The organism is Arthrobacter globiformis (assembly GCF_030818015.1).
Classification (GTDB): Bacteria; Actinomycetota; Actinomycetes; order Actinomycetales; family Micrococcaceae; genus Arthrobacter; species Arthrobacter globiformis_C.
Map to the genome: position 1 here is coordinate 3,295,594 of NZ_JAUSZX010000001.1, position 19,119 is coordinate 3,314,712.

16 protein-coding genes and 2 tRNA genes are annotated in these 19,119 nt (G+C 67.2%); 3 read left to right on the forward strand and 15 right to left on the reverse strand.

From position 1 onward, the window contains the following. Positions 1 to 28: 28 nt before the first annotated feature. The 6 genes from QFZ23_RS15450 to leuC all read right to left on the reverse strand — a co-directional run bounded on the left by QFZ23_RS15450 (position 29) and on the right by leuC (position 6,579). Entirely contained in the window at positions 29 to 1,174 is a 1,146-nt protein-coding gene (locus tag QFZ23_RS15450; RefSeq protein ID WP_306926882.1) for a D-alanine--D-alanine ligase family protein, read from the reverse strand. Positions 1,175 to 1,191: 17 nt separating this feature from the next. Continuing rightward, positions 1,192 to 2,244 carry an NAD(P)H-dependent glycerol-3-phosphate dehydrogenase gene (locus QFZ23_RS15455; protein WP_306924216.1) on the reverse strand — a complete coding sequence of 351 codons (1,053 nt, stop codon included), beginning with the start codon at positions 2,242 to 2,244 and terminating at the stop codon, positions 1,192 to 1,194. Then, positions 2,241 to 2,987 carry a lysophospholipid acyltransferase family protein gene (locus QFZ23_RS15460; protein WP_306924219.1) on the reverse strand — a complete coding sequence of 249 codons (747 nt, stop codon included), beginning with the start codon at positions 2,985 to 2,987 and terminating at the stop codon, positions 2,241 to 2,243. The genes QFZ23_RS15455 and QFZ23_RS15460 overlap by 4 nt, the downstream gene beginning before the upstream one ends. Positions 2,988 to 2,997: 10 nt before the next feature. Further along, positions 2,998 to 4,323: a UDP-N-acetylglucosamine 1-carboxyvinyltransferase gene (murA, locus tag QFZ23_RS15465; protein WP_306924221.1), complete on the reverse strand. Its 1,326-nt coding sequence runs from the start codon at positions 4,321 to 4,323 to the stop codon at positions 2,998 to 3,000. A gap of 189 nt (positions 4,324 to 4,512) precedes the next feature. Next, positions 4,513 to 5,115 carry a 3-isopropylmalate dehydratase small subunit gene (gene leuD / locus QFZ23_RS15470; RefSeq protein ID WP_003806025.1) on the reverse strand — a complete coding sequence of 201 codons (603 nt, stop codon included), beginning with the start codon at positions 5,113 to 5,115 and terminating at the stop codon, positions 4,513 to 4,515. A gap of 9 nt (positions 5,116 to 5,124) precedes the next feature. Beyond that, complete coding sequence (gene leuC / locus QFZ23_RS15475; protein ID WP_306924222.1) at positions 5,125 to 6,579, reverse strand: 3-isopropylmalate dehydratase large subunit; 1,455 nt, start codon at positions 6,577 to 6,579, stop codon at positions 5,125 to 5,127. Between the two features lie 111 nt (positions 6,580 to 6,690). Between leuC and QFZ23_RS15480 the strand changes: the two genes are divergently transcribed. The 3 genes from QFZ23_RS15480 (at position 6,691) to QFZ23_RS15490 (ending at position 9,809) form a co-directional block, all read left to right on the forward strand. Beyond that, positions 6,691 to 7,410, forward strand: a complete 720-nt coding sequence (locus tag QFZ23_RS15480) for an IclR family transcriptional regulator (protein WP_043420062.1) — start codon at positions 6,691 to 6,693, stop codon at positions 7,408 to 7,410. A 182-nt stretch (positions 7,411 to 7,592) separates the two neighbouring features. After that, complete coding sequence (locus QFZ23_RS15485; RefSeq protein ID WP_306924224.1) at positions 7,593 to 9,248, forward strand: HNH endonuclease; 1,656 nt, start codon at positions 7,593 to 7,595, stop codon at positions 9,246 to 9,248. A gap of 9 nt (positions 9,249 to 9,257) precedes the next feature. Then, on the forward strand, positions 9,258 to 9,809 hold the full coding sequence (locus QFZ23_RS15490; protein WP_306924225.1) for a DUF1697 domain-containing protein: 552 nt from the start codon (positions 9,258 to 9,260) through the stop codon (positions 9,807 to 9,809). A 54-nt stretch (positions 9,810 to 9,863) separates the two neighbouring features. On the opposite strand, the gene QFZ23_RS15495 is transcribed toward QFZ23_RS15490, so the two are convergent. From QFZ23_RS15495 to QFZ23_RS15535, 9 genes are all read right to left on the reverse strand, one after another. Next, positions 9,864 to 11,477: a GTPase gene (locus QFZ23_RS15495; RefSeq protein ID WP_306924228.1), complete on the reverse strand. Its 1,614-nt coding sequence runs from the start codon at positions 11,475 to 11,477 to the stop codon at positions 9,864 to 9,866. Continuing rightward, a complete protein-coding gene (locus tag QFZ23_RS15500) occupies positions 11,474 to 13,231 on the reverse strand; it encodes a dynamin family protein (protein WP_306926883.1) in 1,758 nt (585 codons plus the stop codon). The genes QFZ23_RS15495 and QFZ23_RS15500 overlap by 4 nt, the downstream gene beginning before the upstream one ends. A gap of 194 nt (positions 13,232 to 13,425) precedes the next feature. Further along, a tRNA-Glu gene (locus tag QFZ23_RS15505) sits at positions 13,426 to 13,498 on the reverse strand. A 129-nt stretch (positions 13,499 to 13,627) separates the two neighbouring features. After that, a tRNA-Gln gene (locus QFZ23_RS15510) sits at positions 13,628 to 13,699 on the reverse strand. 162 nt (positions 13,700 to 13,861) lie between these two features. Continuing rightward, on the reverse strand, positions 13,862 to 14,614 hold the full coding sequence (locus QFZ23_RS15515; RefSeq protein ID WP_306924230.1) for an HAD family hydrolase: 753 nt from the start codon (positions 14,612 to 14,614) through the stop codon (positions 13,862 to 13,864). Continuing rightward, positions 14,614 to 16,125, reverse strand: a complete 1,512-nt coding sequence (gltX, locus tag QFZ23_RS15520) for a glutamate--tRNA ligase (RefSeq protein ID WP_306924232.1) — start codon at positions 16,123 to 16,125, stop codon at positions 14,614 to 14,616. Before gltX ends, QFZ23_RS15515 begins: the two co-directional genes overlap by 1 nt. 85 nt (positions 16,126 to 16,210) lie before the next feature. Then, on the reverse strand, positions 16,211 to 16,987 hold the full coding sequence (locus QFZ23_RS15525; RefSeq protein WP_306924234.1) for a fumarylacetoacetate hydrolase family protein: 777 nt from the start codon (positions 16,985 to 16,987) through the stop codon (positions 16,211 to 16,213). Positions 16,988 to 17,005: 18 nt separating this feature from the next. Beyond that, a complete protein-coding gene (locus QFZ23_RS15530; RefSeq protein ID WP_306924236.1) occupies positions 17,006 to 17,803 on the reverse strand; it encodes an MBL fold metallo-hydrolase in 798 nt (265 codons plus the stop codon). Between the two features lie 143 nt (positions 17,804 to 17,946). After that, a complete protein-coding gene (locus tag QFZ23_RS15535; protein WP_306924238.1) occupies positions 17,947 to 19,059 on the reverse strand; it encodes a branched-chain amino acid aminotransferase in 1,113 nt (370 codons plus the stop codon). Between the last annotated feature and the right edge of the window lie 60 nt (positions 19,060 to 19,119).

Here is a 19,119-nt window from a genome sequence, read left to right on the forward strand (position 1 = left end):
CGGAGCGAGGTTAGGGTGCCGGTGGGGACTAGCGCAGGCCCGTCTTGCGGGTCAGCGCCAGGTGGATCAGCTCGTCGATCAGTTCCGGATAGCTCAGTCCGGTGGCCGCCCACATCTGCGGGTACATGCTCTTCGGCGTGAACCCGGGCATGGTGTTGATCTCGTTGATGATGAGGTCGCCGTCCGGTGTGTAGAAGAAGTCGACCCGGCTCAGGCCCTCCGCCCCCACAGAATCGAACGCCGCTGCAGCAAGCTCGCGGACGCGGGCAATCGCTTCCTCGGGCATGTCCGCGGGGCAGCTCAGGGCGGCCGCGTCATCCACGTACTTGGCCTGGAAGTCATAGAACTCGTGGTCGCCGGCGGCCACGGAGATCTCGCCGGGCAGGGACGTGCGGGGGGCATCGCCACCGCGGCCCTCGAGCACGGCACATTCGATTTCCCGGCCCACGATGCCGGCCTCGATCACCAGCTTCGGATCATGTCCGCGGGCGGCCTCAATGGCGGCGTCCAGGCCGTCAAGGGAGTCCACCTTGGAGATGCCCATCGAGGATCCGGCGCGGGCGGGCTTGACGAACACCGGGAAGCCCAGCAGGTCGACCTGCTTGCGGACAGACTCGGGGTCGTTGCGCCACTGCCGGTCGGTCACGGCGATGTATGGACCCACCTTCAGGCCGGCGGCCTCGAAGACCACCTTCATGAAGTGCTTGTCCATGCCTACCGCCGAGGCCAGGACGCCGGCGCCGACGTAGCGGGTGTCGGAGAGTTCCAGGAGCCCCTGGATGGTGCCGTCCTCGCCGAACGGCCCGTGCAGCAGCGGGAACACCACGTCCACGGTGCCAAGTTCCTGCGGCACCTCGTTGGGGGCCGTCACGATCAGCTGGTGTTCTCCGCCGATCTCCGTGAGGCTTACAGTCTGGGCCGACGGCGGAACCTCCGGGAGCGAAGTGGCGGCGAGTGACCACTGGGCCGTGTCCCCGGACGCGAGCACCCACTGGCCGGACTTGGCAATGCCGATGGGAACGACGTCGTACTTGTTCCGGTCGATGGCCCCCAGCACTCCGGCGGCGGTCACGCAGCTGACGGCGTGCTCGCTGGAGCGGCCGCCAAAGAGGACGGCCACCCGCGGCTTGTCAGGGGTTGTCTGGCTCTGGTTGGTCTTGTCCGCTGCGGTCAAGTTTTCTTCCGACACTGTCAGTAATCGCCTTCGGCTTTGAGTTCCCGGGACAGCAGCAGCGGCCCGAGTTGGTCAACGGACAATTTTCCGGCGAGGACCGCGACGACGGCCGCCGTGATGGGCATTTCGACGCCGAGCTTGCCGGCCAGTTCGTGGACTGCCTGGCCGGACTTGATGCCCTCGGCCGTCTGGGTCATTTTCTGGGTGACCTCGTCCAGCGTGAGCCCCTGTCCCAGCAGGCGGCCGGCGGTGTGGTTCCGGGACAGCGGTGACGAGCACGTGGCCACCAGGTCCCCGAGGCCGGCCAGGCCCGCCATGGTGTGGGCTTTGCCGCCGAGGGCCAGGGCCAGCCGGGAGGTTTCAGCCAGGCCGCGGGTAATCACGGAAGCCTTGGTGTTGTCCCCCATCTGCTTTCCCTCGCAGATGCCCACGGCCAGCGCGATGACGTTCTTGACGATGCCGCCGATCTCGACGCCGACGATGTCAGAGGTGGTGTAGGGACGGAAGTACGGGGCGGTGCAGCTTCTCGCGATCCAGCCGGCGGCGGCGGCATCGGCACAGGCAACCACCGAGGCCGTGGGCTCCTCCCGGGCGATCTCCATGGCCAGGTTGGGGCCGGATACGACCGCGATGCGGTCGGCAGGGATGTCCAGTTCCTCGGCGATGACCTCGCTCATCCGTGCGTCCGAGCCCAGTTCGAGGCCCTTCATCAGGGACACCACGAGGGCGTCGGGCCCGATCAGGGGCTTCCACTTGCGCAGCTGCAGGCGCAGCGACTGCGCGGGCACCGCAAGGACGACCAGATCAGCTCCGGACAGCACGTCCGCAACGTCGGTGGACGCGCTGATGCTCGGCGGAAGGTCGATGTCGGCGAGGTACTGGGGGTTCCGGTGGTTGCCGTTGATCTCGGCCACGACTTCTTCCCGGCGTCCCCAGACCCGGATGCTGCGGTCAACGCCTGAGGCGGTGGCGGCGTCGGCGAGGGTTTTCGCGAACGTGGTCCCCCACGAACCGGCACCCAAAACTGCCACGGACACGGCAGAGCCGGGCCGGGCAGACACAGGGGTCATTTCCCGCCCCGCTCAACATCGCGGCCGTGCTTCGTCTGGTTGTGGGCGGTCGGGTCCCAGCGCCGGGCCGGCGGCTGCTCCCCGCGGAGTTCGGCCAGGAGTCCGGTCACGGCATCCATGATGACCTCCGTGGCTTCGGCCAGCGTGGCCCTGTCCCGGGACCGGCCCGCGAAGCGCGAGAGGTCAACGGGGTCGCCGACCAGGATCCTGGACGTCTTGCGCGGGAACAGGTGGAACCGCTTGGCGTAGCGGGGAAAGAGCTCGTGCGCTCCCCAGTGTGCCACCGGAACCACCGGGATGCCGGCCTCGAGGGCCAGGCGGGCGGCGCCAGTGTGGCCCTTCATCGGCCACAGGTCGGGGTCGCGGGTCAGCGTGCCCTCGGGATAGATGATGATCGCTCCGCCCTCAGCCACAACCTCCTGGGCGAGCTGCAGCGAGCGGTTAGCCCCCGCCGTCGAGCGTTCCACCGGAATCTGTTTGGTGGCACGCAGCACGGCACCCACCACCGGAACCTTGAAGAGGCCCGACTTCGCCAGGAAGTGCGGGGCGCGCTTGTTGCTGTACAGCATGTGCCCAATCACGAGGGGGTCGATCTCGGTGCAGTGGTTGGGCACGGCGATGAAGCCGCCCGCGGGAAGCTTGTCCGTGCCCTCCCATTTTTTGTTCATGATCAGGTTCAGGACCGGCCGGACAATGCCGGCGATAATCACGAACGTTGTGTGGCTTTTGGCCGATTCTTTCACCGGGCCCCCGCTACTTCGCCGACGAGATGTCGAAGTCGGCGCCGAGCCCGGCCAGCTTTTCGGTGAACCGCTCGTAGCCGCGGTTGATGATGTCGATTCCAGTCACCCGCGAGGTGCCCGTGGCGGCCAATGCGGCGATCAGGTGGCTGAAGCCGCCCCGGAGGTCCGGCACGTCGATGTCGGTTCCCTTGAGCTGCGTGGGGCCCGAGATGACGGCGGAATGCAGGAAGTTCCGCTGCCCGAAGCGGCACGGCACGCTGCCCAGGCATTCCCGGTGCACCTGGATGCTGGCACCCATGCGGATGAGGGCGTCGGTGAAGCCGAAGCGGTTCTCGTAGACGGTCTCGTGCACGATGGACACGCCTTCGGCCTGGGTCAGGGCCACGACGAGGGGCTGCTGCCAGTCGGTCATGAAGCCCGGGTGGACGTCGGTTTCGAGGACGAGGGGGCTGAGCTTGCCGCCGCGGTGGTAGAAGCGGATGCCGTCCTCGCCGATGTCCATGCCGCCGCCCACCTTGCGGAAGGTGTTCAGGAAGGTCATCATGTCCCGCTGCGAGGCGCCCTCAACGAAGATATCGCCGCGCGTCACCAATGCCGCGGAAGCCCATGAGGCCGACTCGTTGCGGTCCGACAGGGCCCGGTGGTTGTAGCCGCCCAGGTCGCGGACGCCCTCGATGCGGATGGTGCGGTCCGTCTGGACGCTGATGATGGCGCCCATCTTCTGCAGTACGGCGATGAGGTCGACGATTTCGGGTTCGGTGGCGGCACCGGAGAGTTCGGTGATGCCTTCGGCGCGGGTTGCGCTCAGGAGGACCTGTTCCGTAGCTCCGACGGAGGGGTACGGCAAGGAGATCTTGGCCCCGTGCAGCCCCTTGGGCGCAGAAATGTGGATGCCGCCCGGGCGCTTCTCGACGACGGCACCGAACTGCCGCAGCACGTCCAAGTGGTAGTCGATGGGCCGGTCACCGATCTTGCAGCCACCCAGGTCCGGGATGAAGGCCTCGCCGATCGCGTGGATCAGGGGACCGCACAGCAGAATGGGAATCCGGGAGTCACCGGCATGCGCGTCGATGGCCGTGCTCGGCGCTGTCTTTGCCGCCTTGGGATCCAAGGTCAGGTCGCCGGTGACGGGGTCCTTCTCGACGGTCACGCCGTGCAGCTGGAGCAGGCTGGTGACCACCTCGACGTCCTTGATTTCCGGAACGTTCCGTAGCACGGACGGCTCGTTGCCCAGCAGGGCGGCCACCATGGCCTTGGGCACAAGGTTCTTGGCACCGCGGACGCTGACACGGCCAGTTAGCGGGACGCCTCCGCGGATTGTCAGAACACTACTCATTTACCGGTTTCCTCACGACTACTCGCCCCCAAATCCTTACAAAGGCACCAGCTAAGCATATGAGCTCGCGTTACCGAACCGAAATACTGACGCGGGCGTGTGGGGTCCGGCTGCCGGACCGGGGGCAATGGAAAGGCCCGCCGCGGCTGTGCACGGCGGGCCCTTCTGGCGAAGCTTTTGGTTGCCCGGTCAGGAGGTCCTGGCCGGCAGCGTGAGCGGTTTGAAGGACGGCCGCGTGGCTTCGTACGCCGTGATGTCCTCCTCGTGCTGCAGGGTCAGCCCGATGTCGTCGAGGCCCTCGAGCAGGCGCCAGCGTGTGTAGTCGTCGATCTCGAACGGCGCAACCACGTTGCCGCAGGTCACGGTCTTGGAGGCGAGGTCAACGGTCACCTCGGTCCCGGGCGCGTTCTCCAGCGTCTTCCAGATGAGCTCGATGTCATCCTGGGCAACCTGGGCGGCAAGGAGTCCCTGCTTGCCCGAGTTGCCGCGGAAGATGTCGGCGAACCGGGAGGAAAGCACGGCGCGGAAGCCGTAGTCCTTGAGCGCCCAGACGGCGTGCTCACGGGACGAACCGGTGCCGAAGTCCGGGCCGGCCACCAGCACGGACCCGGCGTTGAACGGCTCCTGGTTCAGGATGAAGGAAGGGTCCTTGCGCCACGCCGAGAACAGCGCGTCTTCAAAGCCGGTGCGGGTGATGCGCTTGAGGTACACGGCCGGGATGATCTGGTCCGTATCAACGTTGCTCTGGCGCAGCGGAACGCCAATGCCGGTGTGGGTGGTGAACTTTTCCATGGCGTCTTCCTAGGCGGCGTCGGTGGTGAGGGCTGCGGATTCCGGTGCCGGGTCGAGGTCCGACGGCGAACTCAGCGTTCCGCGGACGGCCGTGGCGGCTGCAACTACCGGAGAAACGAGGTGCGTGCGGCCACCCTTGCCCTGCCGGCCTTCGAAGTTGCGGTTGGAGGTGGAGGCGCACCGCTCCCCCGGCTCCAGCTGGTCCGGGTTCATGCCCAGGCACATTGAGCAGCCGGCGAAGCGCCATTCAGCACCAAAGTCCTTGAAGACCCTGTCCAGGCCCTCAGCCTCGGCCTCGAGGCGCACCCGGGCCGAGCCGGGAACCACCAGCATCCGGACCTTCGGGTCCTTCTCCCGGCCGCGGATGATGTCCGCCGCGGCACGCAGGTCCTCGATGCGCGAGTTGGTGCAGGAGCCCAGGAAGACGGTGTCCACCCGGATCTCCTTCATGGGCGTTCCGGCTTCCAGGCCCATGTACTGCAGGGCGCGTTCCGCCGCCGCCTTGGCGTTCTCGTCGCCGAAGTCCTCCGGGGACGGCACCTTGGCCGACAGCGAGACGCCCTGGCCCGGGTTGGTGCCCCACGTGACAAACGGCTCCAAGGTGTTGGCGTCCAGGTCGACCTGGGCGTCGAACAGGGCGTCGTCGTCGGTTCGCAGCGTGTTCCAGTATTCGACGGCGGCGTCCCACTCGGCGCCCTGCGGCGCGTGCGGCCGGCCGTTCATGTAGGCGTAGGTGGTCTCGTCCGGAGCCACCATGCCGGCGCGGGCGCCGGCTTCGATGGACATGTTGCAGATGGTCATCCGGGCGTCCATGGACAGCGCGCGGATGGCCGAGCCACGGTACTCCAGGACGTAACCCTGGCCGCCGCCGGTCCCGATCTTGGCGATGACGGCAAGGATAATGTCCTTGGCGGTCACGCCGGGGCGCAGCGTGCCCTCGACGTTGATGGCCATGGTCTTGAAGGGCTTGAGGGACAGCGTCTGGGTGGCCATGACGTGCTCCACCTCGGACGTGCCGATGCCCATGGCCAGCGCACCGAACGCGCCGTGGGTGGAGGTGTGCGAGTCGCCGCACACGACGGTCATTCCGGGCTGGGTCAGTCCCAGCTGCGGGCCAACGACGTGCACGATGCCCTGCTCGGCGTCACCGAGCGGGTGCAGGCGGACGCCGAACTCCTCGCAGTTGTTGCGCAGGGTCTGGATCTGGGTCCGGCTGGTAAGGTCGGCGATCGGCTTGTCGATGTCCAGCGTCGGGGTGTTATGGTCCTCGGTGGCGATCGTGAGGTCCGGGCGGCGCAGCTTGCGGCCGGCCAGACGGAGACCCTCGAATGCCTGCGGGGAGGTCACCTCATGGACGAGGTGCAGGTCGATGTACAGAAGGTCAGGCTGGGCGTTGGCGCCTTCGCCGTCGCCTTTGCGCACCACGTGCGCATCCCAGACTTTCTCGGCCAATGTTTTGGCCATGGCCATCTCCCTTCGATGCTGTTTGTTGTTGGATCCACTGAAACAGCAGACCCCGGTAATAAGCCAGTCAAAAGATTTGCATCTCAGATATTGAGACGGCAATATCAGTACATGGACAATTCTAGTGGAGTCGGTGTCATTGATAAAGCAGCACAGGTGCTCGACGCGCTTGAGGCCGGACCCACGACTCTGGCGCAGCTAGTCGCTGCCACGGGACTGGCGCGGCCGACAGTGCACCGGCTGGCGCTGGCGCTGGTCCACCACCGCCTGGTGAGCCGCGACATCCAGGGCCGTTTTGTCCTCGGCAGCCGCCTCGTTGAGCTGGCGTCCGCCGCCGGCGAGGACAGACTGATCGCCTCGGCCGGGCCGGTTCTCATGCAGCTCCGCGATGCCACCGGCGAAAGCGCACAGATCTTCCGCCGCCAGGGCGACTGGCGGGTCTGCGTTGCCTCCGCCGAGCGTCCCATTGGCCTCCGCGACACCATTCCCGTGGGAACCCAGCTCTCCATGAAGGCCGGCTCTGCCGCCCAGGTGCTGCTCGCCTGGGAGGACCACGACCGCCTGCTGGAGGGCCTGCAGTCCGCGCGCTTCACGCCCACCGTTCTGGCGGGAGTACGACGGCGGGGCTGGGGCCAGAGCCTCGGCGAACGGGAGCCTGGGGTCGCCTCAGTCTCGGCTCCCGTGCGGGGGCCCTCGGGTCGCGTCATCGCCGCGGTCTCCATCTCTGGCCCGATCGAGCGGCTCACCCGCCAGCCCGGCCGGCTGCACGCGGAGGTTGTCTGCAACGCGGCCCGCGTGCTGACCGAAGCCCTCCGCAAGAATAACGACTAGCATCGCGTCAACGGGCCCCGGCGCCCAAGTGGGTACCAGATCAGGGCGTTCCCAGCGCTGGGAACGCCCCCTGCTGCTACCCAGTTTTCGTTCTGAGATGGATCTAAAAAACTTTCAGACCTCGCCCACATCTGGTGCCCGACCGACCCGTTAATGTCAGTGGGCATTGGCAGACTGTGTTCATGGAAGGCAGCCGGAATTCAGCACTGACAGGAGCGGCGCCGCGCGGCGGCGTTGTGCGGTCTGCTGCGGTTCCGGAGTTTGCGGTCCACGGGTTGGCCTACGACGATGACCCCAACTTCGTGTACCCCGACGACGTTTCTCCTGAGGATCCTTTCGCCGACGCCCTGATTGCTGACGATGACTTCCCGAAGGACCCGTTTCCCGAGGCACTGTTTGCTGATGTCCTGTTCGACGGCGGCCGTGCCTCCGGCGCTGGTACACCTTGGCTGAGTATCAGAGACCGGAGCGCGGCAGCAGCTGTCCTTTTGCGGGCCGACCTCACCGCCGACAGTGCCGGGCTGATCGACCAGATACGCGGCTACGAGGACTTCAAGTGCTGGGCTGCCGGGCAACAGGCGCGGCTTGCGGTTGCCTTCGAGATCCGGCACCGCCAGGAACACGTCGATGATGCGGCGCAGGACGGCCCTGGGCAGGCCAGTCCTAACCCCCTAGCTGCGGAGGATCTGGGCAGGAAACGCCCCAAGGAACACAGCATGGGCGCCGCTGAGCAGATCGCGCTGGCCCGGGGCGAGTCCCCGCACCGCGGCGGCCGGCTGCTCGGCATGTCCAAGGCCCTGGTCAAGGAAATGCCCCACAGCCTGGCCGCCCTGGACACCGGCCAGCTCAATGAAGAGCGCGCCATGTACGTCGTGAAAGAAACAGCCTGCCTGACCGTGGCCGACAGGACCGCCGTCGACGAGGAACTCGCCGCCGACACCGGAACCTTCAACGGCGCCGGAACCCGGACAGTCATTGCCGCAACCCGGGCCGCCGCAACCCGCAGGGACCCCCGTTCCGTCGTCCAGCGCGCCAGCCACGCCGCGTCGGAGCGGTCGGTGAGCCTGCGCCCCGCCCCGGACTGCATGACTTACCTGACCGCACTGCTGCCCGCCCACCAGGGCGTCGCCGTGTACGCGGCGCTCACACGGCACGCCGATACCCTTCAGTCCGACGGAGATCCGCGTTCCCGGGACCAGATCAAGGCCGACACCCTCGTCGAACGCGCCACCGGCACCGCCGGCGGCATTACCGGCATCGAGATCAACCTCGTCATGACCGACCGCACCCTCCTCCAAGGCGACAGCGAACCCGCACGCCTCACCGGCTACGGCATCGTCCCCGCTGCCTTTGCCCGCAACCTGGTAACGCAGGTAAAGAGTGACGGACGTGAGGAGCTCAAAACCTGGGTCCGGCGGCTCTACACCGCCCCCGAGACCGGGGAGCTGGTGGCCATGGACTCACGGCGGCGCCTGTTCCCGCCAAAGCTGCACCGCTTCATCCAGGTCCGCGACGACACCTGCCGCACGCCCTACTGCGACGCCCCGATCCGCCACCACGACCACATCATCCCCTGGCACGAGAACGGCCCAACATCCCTGGCCAACGGCGCCGGCCTCTGCGAAGCATGCAACCACACCAAAGAACTCCCCGGCTGGAAAGCCCAACCCAGACCGGGACCGCGGCACACCATCGAAATCACCACACCCACCGGCCACACCTACCACTCCACCGCACCGCCACTGCCCGGATACAGATCGGCCGGAACCAATCTGCCGGCAACCGGTCCGCGAACCACGCCACTCCGAACAGCCAGGCCCAAGCCAGTCGGGCAGTAGTCTGGGCGCATGACCAGCTACGCAGTGTTCCTCCGCGGCATCAACGTGGGCGGCATCAACATCAGGATGGTGAACCTCAAGGAAGCCCTAAAGGCGGGACCGTTCACCGGGGTGAAGACGCTGCTGGCCAGCGGCAACGTGGTGCTGGCCAGCGATCTCGACCCTGCCGCCGTCAAGAAGGAATTCGAGTCAACCTTGCGGAAGGCCTTCGGCTACGACGCCTGGGTGGTGGTGCTGACAGCGGACCGCGTATCGGAGCTCGTGGCCGCGTGCCGCTATCCCGCCGACGACAAGAGCACTCACACGTATCTCACCCTGGCCTCGGACACGGCTGCACTGGATGAGCTGTCCGCCTCGGGGAAAGCGCTGGACGGCGTGGAGCAGGAGCGGCTGGGTCCCGAGGCCCTGGCGTGGCTGGCGCCCGCCGGCGGTACACTCGAGAGCCCGTTCAGCAAACTGTCCGCCAAACCGAAGTACAAGGCCTCCACCACCACCCGAAACCTCCGCACCATGATCAAGGTCCGGGACGCAGCGGCAGCCCTGGAGACGGCGGCCGGCTGACCGGCCGCGGGCCTGGGGCCCCGGGTATGGGATGAGGATCGGCGCGTGTGGGAACTAGCTGGCGGCGGCCCGGAGCGCTGCGTTGAACGACTCCAGCCGGCGGACCTCCGCCTCCACCGGTTCCACCACAAGCCCGCCCGCTACCTCTGCCACAGCAGCGTTGAGCCGCTTCCTGGCCCTCGCGCCGCGGCGGCGAGCCACGCCCGCAGAGATGAATTTGGCTGTCACGGCAAGAAGAATCCCCAGTGCAGCTCCGCCGGCAATCAGCAGGGTGGGAACCGGCCAGCCTTCCACCCGTGGCACCTCCGGAACGGGCAGCTGCAGGTAGCCGAGCCCGGCAAGCACACCCAGCCACCCCAGCCCGGCCACGGCCGCGAGCAGCGCCAGCCACTGGATCACGTTGAACGCACCCCACCACCAGGACTTCCGGCCCGCACCGAGATCCGCCCCGGCGATTGCTTGGTCAAGGGCATCGGGCAACCGGTCCCTTCCCGTCCGGGCCGCCGCGCGGATGGCTGCCCGCCAGGGGCCAGGGGCACCGTCACTGGCGGCGTCGGCAAACTGGCGGACCGCAGCATCGGTCCGCGCACGCTCCGGGGCGCCCGCCGGCGGCAGCGACGTCCGGTTCACCTCGGCGCTGCCATTGCGTCGCAGATTGAGCCGGCGGAGCGGATCGGGCCTCAAGCGGACCAGCCACCGCGTCACCGGCCAGCCGGTGCGCCGGGTGGACTCGATCCGGTAGGACGCGGACACCGCATCGGCCACCAGGGGCACGTTGGCCGCTGCAGCCAGTTCATTGGCAAGCCGCGCTACGGTCCCGCTCTTCACGCCGGCGGCTTCCCCGCGGCCCGAGGCTTCCTCCAGCTGCGCCGCCGCCTTGGTCACGTCCGCGGACAGCCGCAGCGACAGCGCCTCCCGCTGCGAAACCACGCGGCGGATGGCAGCCCGGACGCCGTCCACTCCCGCTCCGGTCAGTGCGGAGGCCGCCAGGACCTGCACCCTGCCCAGTCCGTCGCGGGCCAGGATCCCCCGCAGCGACTCCAGCACGGGCTCGACGTCCGCTGCCGGCAGCCTGTCCACCTGGTTGAGAACCACCAGCGTGACGGCCCCGTGTGACGCCAGCGGAGCCAGGAAGCCGTTGTGGACGGCGGCGTCGGCATACTTTTGCGGGTCCAGTACCCAGACCAGGACGTCCACCATCCCCACCAGCCGCTGCACGATATCCCGGTTCGCGGTGCGGGTGGAATCGAAGTCGGGCAGATCCAGCAGGATCAGCCCGGTATCCTCGTCGGCGAACCCGTCCACGGGGTCTGCGAGGTGGCGGGCGCGGACATCCAGCCAGTCCAGCAGCGGCTCACTGCCGTCGGCTCCCCAGACACTCGCCAAGGGTTCGGATGTAGTGGGCCGGCGCGCCGCCGCCGTCGCGATTTCGGCGCCGTTCACGGCGTTGAACAGGGTGGATTTTCCGCTTCCGGTCGCCCCGAAGAAGCCCACCACCGTGTGGTCAGCCGAGAGCGCCCGCCGTGACCGGGCACGTTCCAGTACCCCGAGCACGTCCTCCAGGGCAGCGTCTGGAAGCACGCCCTCGGCCAGCTCCCGGGCCCTGCCCAAAGCGTCGAGGCGGCCTTGCAGCCGCGTCTCTTCCTTCGCCCTCCCCCGGCGGTTCACGTGGCGTCCGCCAGCCGCGTGAGCGCCTGAGCATGTTCGGCGAGCCCGACGGCGGCCTGCCCGGCTTCCGGGGCCAGCCGATCAAGGAAGCGCTCCTGCTCGGCTGCCAGCAGGCTTCGGCACCTGGTGCTCAGGTCGTCGCGCGCCGTACGGGCGAGCCGGCGTACGGCGTCCTCGCCAAAGACAGCTTCGAGAAGCTTCTGGCCCACGACGGCGGTCCCTCCGGCGACGCCGATCTCAAGACCGGTCAGCCCGGCCGTCATGGAGAAAACCACAATCATCAGGGCGGCGCCGAGGCCGTTGATGCCGAAGGAGAGCCACCGTGCCTGGGTCCGCTTGTCCTGCCCTTCGGTCCTGATGAGTTCCATGAGGCCCGTCTGCCAGTCGCGTATCTCCGCCGCCACGAGGTCCCCAAATCCGGGGCTCGTTCCCGAGAGGTCATCTGTTCCCAGGAGCTGCCTGCCTGCCGGATCCGATCGCCAGCGCTGGTCTGCGTCCTCCGCCGCTTTGGCAGCCTCATCCAGGATGACGGCCTGGAGTCCCGTTTCAATGGCGGTTTCCACTTTCACCGCGGGCGCGGGCTCGCCGCGGAAGAATGCCCCAAGCCGGTCGCGGAACCGCCCCACGTTCTGTTCCAGGGTCCGGAAGAACTCACCCGTTCCCACAAAGTCCTGCCAGCGGGCCAGGACCTCGCCTCGCAGAAGGGCACCGTCCTTGGTGGCGTCGATGATCCGGGTGCCCGCATCCCAGTAGGCGGCCCGTACGTCGTCGCCCAGCAGGGTGGCCGCGCGGTGCTGCTCCTTTGCAGCGTCAGCGATGCGTCCTACGCGTTGGCCAAGTTCCCGCACCGCACCGTGCAACGTCCGCCTGGCGATGTCAGCGCGGGCTGCTGCATCGGCGGCCAACGCCCGGAGCCAGGCTTTCAGGGGTTCCACAGTTTCGGCCGGCAGCATGCCTGAGCGGCCAAGGGGGACTTCCGGGATGACGAAAAGGCGGGCGGCACCAAGGCCTTCCCGTGCCAGCATGCTGCGCAGATCCTCGCTGACCTCCGCTTCGGCGGCCGGCGGCACGCGGTCGAGGACCACCGCCACCATGATGTCCCTCGACGCCGCGTTCAGCAGCAGCTTCCACGGAACGGCGTCAGCGTAGCGGTTGGCGGTGGTGACGAAGATCCAAAGGTCCGCTGCCGCCAGCAGCTGCCCGGCGAGCCTGCGGTTCTCGTCGGAGATGGAGTCCACGTCCGGAGCATCAAGCAGTGCGATGCCCTCGGGCACGGCAGGCTCGCCCACGAGGACCAATGACGAGACGGGCGCGGTGGCCGTAGACGTTCCGGCCGGACCGCGGGGCGCAGGCGCAACGGCGGCCGGGGCTACGGCCGGGACGACGGTTCCGCGGATCCGGCTCAGGCCGGGCAGAACGCGCTGGTCCTCGAACCAGTCAGCGTCCGAAGGATGGTGCAGGAGGATGGGCTGGCGGGTGGTGGGCCGAATGGCGCCGGCACGCGTGACCGGATGGCCGACGAGCGCGTTCACGAGAGTCGATTTGCCCGCACCCGTTGAGCCGCCGACGACGGCCAGCAGCGGAGCGTCAAGGCTGCGGTAACGGGGCAAGACGTAATCATCGAGCTGGGCCACAGAGTTCCGGATCTCAAGCCGCGCCTGATCAGCCGTCGGCAGGGCCAGCGGCAGCGAAACAGCTGCCAAGTCGCGGCGGACCTCCTCCAGGAGGCGCACGCCGGCAGGCTGCATCCCCATTTCCTGGCCGCTGGCTGGCGGGATCCGGTTGGAGGTCACAGCCTCATCATGCCAGTTCTGGCCACATTTCGGTCGAATGAGTGCATTACCGGGGGGCCCACCCACCCAGCACTCGCCCGGGGAATTTGCAGGCACCGCGAATTTTCCGGCAAAACAAAACCGGCCCCGGGCTGTTGCCCGGAGCCGGTTACTTGTGACCCCAGCGGGATTCGAACCCGCGTTACCGCCGTGAGAGGGCGGCGTACTAGGCCGCTATACGATGGGGCCGTGTACTTTTCGATCAGCGTTTCCGCTAATCAAGCCAAGATAGTTTTTCACACATTTGGCTTTGTTCCAAATCGATGATTTCGATTCGCAACACCTGAACATCTGCGGAAAATCCGAAGAAATCCAGAGCTGGGATACCAGGACTCGAACCTAGAATGACGGTACCAGAAACCGTAGTGTTGCCAATTACACCATATCCCATTGGCACTTTCGGGCCGGTCGAAAGTCTCTCTCTTTCGCTCCGTGCCCCTCAGCACGAGTAATTACTCTACCCGAGACTTTTGCACCGCACAAATCGGCGGGCCGTTACCTGCGCCACACGTTCAGAACCCCGTAGCGGGCGCAGGCAACGGACCCGGCCGGCTAGCTGGAACCGGCTGGCAGCGCCAGCAGTTCCAGCAGGGAAGCGATCTCCTGCCCCTGGAAACCCGGAGCCTGCTCCCCGCTTCGGTTCAGCCAGACGCCCAACAGTCCTGCCGCCGTCGAGCCCTCGGCGTCCAGGAGCCGGTTGTCCCCGATGTAGAGCGTGGAGGCAGGCGTGCTGCCGATCAAACGAACGCCTTCGAGGTAGATGGCGGGGTCCGGCTTGGGGACACCGACAGTGTCGGTGCCCACGAGGAATCGGATGCGTTCCAGGCCGGCGCTGTCCAGCTTCACCCGCTGGTAGTCGTGCACGTTGTTACTCACGGCCCCATAGGGAATTCCGGCCTGGTCCAGGGCATCGAGGAACGGCAGGACATCCTCAAAGGCCCTGACGTAGCTGGGCTGCAGCCGCGAGTAGGTGCTGAGCCAGTTGTGGGACTCCTCCCCCTCGCCCATTTCCACGCCGAAGTGGCCCAGGGCTGCGCGGCCCCGGAGCAGTCGCTGCTCGTTGAACGTCAGCTCGCCGGCGAGGTAGCGGTCGTAGTAGTGGGTTGTCTCGTGCGTGAAGATCCGCCCCACCTTCTCCCACCCGGCCTGGTCCAGGCCGGGCAGGAGGTGTTCGCTGGCGTCCCGCAGCGCCGTGGTCATGGCATAGGCAAGGTCCACGAGGGTGTCGTCAATGTCGAACAGGACACCGCTTACCGCCCCGAGGCCACGGGACAGGACGGCGGCTTCCACTGCGGGGTGTGACATCAGCCGCGGAAAGCGCGCAGGCGCGCCAGGGACGATTCCTTGCCCAGGATCACCATGGACTCGAACAGCGGCGGGGAGATCCGGCGGCCGGAGATCGCGGTGCGCACGGGGCCGAACGCGAGCCGGGGCTTGATCCCCAGATCCTCCACCAGCGCCTGCTTCAGCGCGGACTGGATGTTTTCGGCGTTCCAGTCTTCGATCGGCTCGAGCGCGGCCAGTGCTGCGTCAAGAACCTCGGTGACGTTCTCCGGCAGGCCCTTGCGGGCGTCCGCGGCGACGTCGATCGCGTCGTCGGACTTGAACAGGAACGCCAGCATCTCCGGGGCTTCGCCGAGGAGGGTGATCCGCTCCTGGACCAGCGGCGCGGACTCCGTCAGGATTTCCTCCTGGCGGTCGGTGAGGATTTCCCCCACCAGGCCGGCGTGCCGGAGGTACGGGACCAGCCGCTCGCGGAAGACCGCAGGGTCCAGCAGCCGGACGTGTGTTCCGTTGATCGCTTCGGCCTTCTTGAGGTCGAACCGGGCCGGGTTAGCCAGGACATCGTGGATGTCGAAGTTCTTCACCAGCTGTTCCACCGTGAAGATGTCCTCGTCGGCGCTCAGGGACCAGCCGAGCAGGGAAAGGTAATTGAGCAGCCCCTCGGGGATGAAGCCGCGCTCCCGGTGCAGGAACAGGCTCGATTCCGGGTCGCGCTTGGAAAGCTTCTTGTTGCCCTGGCCCATGACGTAGGGCAGGTGCCCGAACTCCGGCATGTATTCCGCCACGCCCACCGCGTAGAGCGCACGGTAGAGGGCGATCTGACGCGGCGTGGAGCTGAGCAGGTCCTCACCGCGGAGAACGTGGGTGATGCCCATGAGGGCGTCGTCCACCGGGTTGACCAGGGTGTAGAGAGGAGCCCCGTTGGCCCGCACCACGGCGAAGTCCGGGACGGAACCGGCCTTGAACGTAATCTCGCCGCGGACGAGGTCGGTGAAGGTGATGTCCTCGTCCGGCATCCGCAGCCGCAGCACGGCCTCCCGACCCTCGGCCTTGAACGCAGCGACCTGTTCGTCGCTGAGGTCGCGGTCAAAGCCGTCGTAGCCCAGCTTCGGATCCCGTCCGGCGGCACGGTGGCGCGCTTCGATCTCGTCCGGAGTCGAGTAGGACTCATAGATGTGGCCGCCTGCCCTGAGCTTGGCGATGACGTCCTGGTACAGCTCGCTGCGCTGCGACTGGCGGTATGGCGCGTGGGGGCCGCCCACCTCCACGCCCTCGTCCCAGTCGATGCCGAGCCACTTCAGGGCATCCAGCAGCTGGTGGTAGCTTTCCTCGCTGTCCCGTGCCGAGTCCGTGTCCTCGATGCGGAAGATCATCTTGCCGCCGGTGTGGCGGGCGTAGGCCCAGTTGAACAGCGCCGTGCGGATCAGCCCGACGTGCGGGGTGCCCGTTGGTGACGGGCAGAAGCGGACGCGGACCGGCGTTTCGGCGGTGACGGCAGGAATGGCAGCAGGAGCGGCGGAGGGGGTAGTCATAGTGGTACCAACTTTACCAACCGGGCACCCCTGCCATTGCCCCGCCTTGCGGACCGGGTTCCCGACTGGGCTGCCCCGTCCGCGGCTAGCGGCGGACTACGGGGTTCGACAGGCGGCCGATGCCCTCGATCTCCACTTCGTACCGGTCGCCGGCCTGGACGAGGCCGACGCCGGCCGGCGTGCCGGTCATGATGACGTCGCCGGGCAGCAGCGTGAAAGCGCTGGAGACGATGGAAACCAGCTCGCGGACGCCGCGGATCATCTGGGTGGTGCTGCCGTCCTGGCGAAGTTCGCCATTGAGCCGGCCCTTGATGGACAGGTCCTCGGGATCCAGTTCGGTCTCGATCCACGGACCAAGCGGCGCAGAAGTATCGAAGCCCTTGGCGCGCGCCCACTGGAGGTCTGTCTTTTGCACGTCGCGGGCGGTGAGATCGTTGCCGCAGGTGTATCCGAAGATCACGTCGTCGGCGCGCTCTTCCGGCACGTCCTTGCAGATGCGGCCAATGACGACGCACAGCTCCGCCTCGAAGGAGACCTCCTCGGAGAACTCCGGCAGAACCACGGGATCGTTCGGACCCACGACGGCGGTGTTGGGCTTCAGGAACAGCAGCGGCTGCTGGGGCACCTCATTGCCGAGTTCGTGGGCGTGCTCCACAAAGTTGCGCCCCACGCCGATCACCTTGCTGCGCGGAATGATGGGCGCCAGCAGGCGGACATCCTCCAGCTTGTGCCGCACAGACGTGCGTTCCACACCGTTGAAGAACGGATCGCCGTTGATGACAGTGATTTCCTCACTGCCGGGCTGGCCTTCAACAACGCCGTAAAGGGGATCAGAATCGACTACAAACCGGGCAATACGCATGGGTCCAAGCCTACAGTCTCAGCCCCTTTCCCTTAGGAGGCGCAGGTATTCCAGCTGTGCCGCCACGGAATTCTCCGCGGCGCGCCGGACGGAAGGGTCGACCTCGGCATAAACAACGCTGGTGACCTCGCCTACGGAGGCGTCCGGGCCGAGGCCGGCGAGGGCCGTCCGGATTTGGGCGAGCCTGTCCAGCCGGTGGTCCCGGTAGGCGCGGACCACCGCGTCGAGCGCCGGCAGGACGGGGCCGTGGGCCGGCAGGACGGCGGCCGGTCCCAGCCGCTCCAACCGGTCGAGGGAGGAGAGGTAGTCAGCCAGCGTGCCGTCCGGGTGGTCAAGCACAGTTGTGCCCCGGCCCAGGATGGTGTCGCCGGTCAGCACAGAGCCGGCGGGTCCGTCTAGGGGCAGGTGGAAGCAGACGGAGTCGGAGGTGTGCCCGGGGGTGGAAACCACCCGGATCTCTGTGCCGCCGGCGGCGATGGTCTCCCCCGGCTGCAACACGGCTCCCCCATGGCAATGCTCGGGAGCGGCGGCCCGGACGGGGGCGCCCGTGATTTCGGCGAGGCGGGCCGAACCAGCGGTGTGGTCCGTATGCCGGTGCGTGACCAGGATCAGCTCCACGGGTCCGGCGGCCGACAGCGCCTGAAGGTGCGCCTCGTCAAACGGACCCGGATCAACCACCACCACCGCCCCGTGGCCAGGCTCCCGAACGATGTAGGAGTTGGTCCCCTCCAGGCTCATCGGCCCCGGGTTGGGCGCGAGGCGGAAACGCGTCAGCGGGCTGCTGTCGTTCAAGGCGCTGGTGATGTGCTGGTTCACGGGTTTCATTCTGTCATCCCGGAACAAGCGACCAACGGGAGCAGAACTGCAGGAGAACGACGGCGGGCGGCCGGTGAGCTGCCGAAACAGCCCAGCCGGCCACCCGCCGTCGTTCGCTTTTTTGGTTATCTGGCCGAAGCGGCTCAGGCGAGCCGGGTCAGCCAGCCGTGGGTGTCCTCCACGGCGCCGGTCTGGATGCCGAGCAGCTGCGAGCGGATGGCCATGGTGGTCTCGCCGGCTTTTGCGTCCTCCGAGCCAATGAATTCCGTAGCGTCCTTCAGGACACCGATGGGAGTTATGACTGCAGCGGTGCCGCAGGCAAACACCTCGGTGATGTCGCCGGAGGCAACGCCGTCGCGCCATTCGTCCAGCGTGATCTTCCGTTCGGTCACCTCACGGCCCATGTCCTTGGCCACCTGGATGATCGATGAGCGGGTCACGCCCTCGAGGATGGTGCCGCTCAGCGCGGGTGTGACCAGCGAGCCGTCCTTCATGACGAAGAAGACGTTCATTCCGCCGAGTTCCTCAACGGCGTTGTCGTTGAACTGGTCCAGGAACAGCACCTGCTTGCAGCCGTTGGCCTCGGCCTCCTGCTGCGCGATGAGTGAGGCAGCGTAGTTGCCGCCGCACTTCGCAGCACCCGTGCCGCCCCGGCCGGCCCGGGCATATTCGCGCGAAATCCAGATCGAAATCGGCTTGAGCTCCCCGCCGAAGTAGTTTCCGGCCGGCGAGGCAATGACGCGGAACGAGACCTCACGGGCTGCCCGCACGCCTAGGAACGCCTCGGTGGCGATCATGAACGGGCGCAGGTACAGGGCCTCGCCGTCGCCGGCGGGAACCCATTCCTTGTCCACCGCCACGAGTTCGCGGATGGCGCCGAGGAAGTATTCAGCCGGAATCTCCGGAAGCGCGAGGCGGCGGGCGGACTTATTCATCCGGGCGGCATTGGCCTCCGGGCGGAAGCTCCAGATGGAACCGTCAGCGTGACGGTAGGCCTTCAGTCCCTCGAAGATTTCCTGCCCGTAGTGCAGCACCGCGGCGGACGGGTCCAGCATGATGGGTCCGTAGGCCTCGATCCGCGCATCGTGCCATCCGCCCTGGCCGCTGGCGTCGACCGTGTAGTCAACAATCGCAGTGTGGTCGGTGAAGTGGTCGCCAAAGCCTGGGTTCGCCAGGATGGCTGCACGCTCTTCAGCAGACTTCGGGGTGGCCGAGAGCTGCTGGGTGAATTCGACGCCATGGGCAGTCTGAGTCATGGTTCCTCCACGGTCGGCTGCCTGGCATCTGAACGTGGTTCAGCATCGGACCACGGCAGC

Excerpts from the sequence above, each read along its gene's own strand:
- QFZ23_RS15490 (WP_306924225.1), top strand. The coding sequence starts at position 9,258 with ATGACCAGCTACGCAGTGTTCCTCCGCGGCATCAACGTGGGCGGCATC.
- QFZ23_RS15480 (WP_043420062.1), top strand. The coding sequence starts at position 6,691 with ATGGACAATTCTAGTGGAGTCGGTGTCATTGATAAAGCAGCACAGGTG.
- leuC (WP_306924222.1), bottom strand. The coding sequence starts at position 6,579 with ATGGCCAAAACATTGGCCGAGAAAGTCTGGGATGCGCACGTGGTGCGC.
- QFZ23_RS15525 (WP_306924234.1), bottom strand. The coding sequence starts at position 16,987 with ATGCGTATTGCCCGGTTTGTAGTCGATTCTGATCCCCTTTACGGCGTT.
- QFZ23_RS15485 (WP_306924224.1), top strand. The coding sequence starts at position 7,593 with ATGGAAGGCAGCCGGAATTCAGCACTGACAGGAGCGGCGCCGCGCGGC.
- murA (WP_306924221.1), bottom strand. The coding sequence starts at position 4,323 with ATGAGTAGTGTTCTGACAATCCGCGGAGGCGTCCCGCTAACTGGCCGT.
- QFZ23_RS15535 (WP_306924238.1), bottom strand. The coding sequence starts at position 19,059 with ATGACTCAGACTGCCCATGGCGTCGAATTCACCCAGCAGCTCTCGGCC.
- QFZ23_RS15455 (WP_306924216.1), bottom strand. The coding sequence starts at position 2,244 with ATGACCCCTGTGTCTGCCCGGCCCGGCTCTGCCGTGTCCGTGGCAGTT.
- QFZ23_RS15500 (WP_306926883.1), bottom strand. The coding sequence starts at position 13,231 with ATGGGGATGCAGCCTGCCGGCGTGCGCCTCCTGGAGGAGGTCCGCCGC.
- QFZ23_RS15515 (WP_306924230.1), bottom strand. The coding sequence starts at position 14,614 with ATGTCACACCCCGCAGTGGAAGCCGCCGTCCTGTCCCGTGGCCTCGGG.
- gltX (WP_306924232.1), bottom strand. The coding sequence starts at position 16,125 with ATGACTACCCCCTCCGCCGCTCCTGCTGCCATTCCTGCCGTCACCGCC.
- leuD (WP_003806025.1), bottom strand. The coding sequence starts at position 5,115 with ATGGAAAAGTTCACCACCCACACCGGCATTGGCGTTCCGCTGCGCCAG.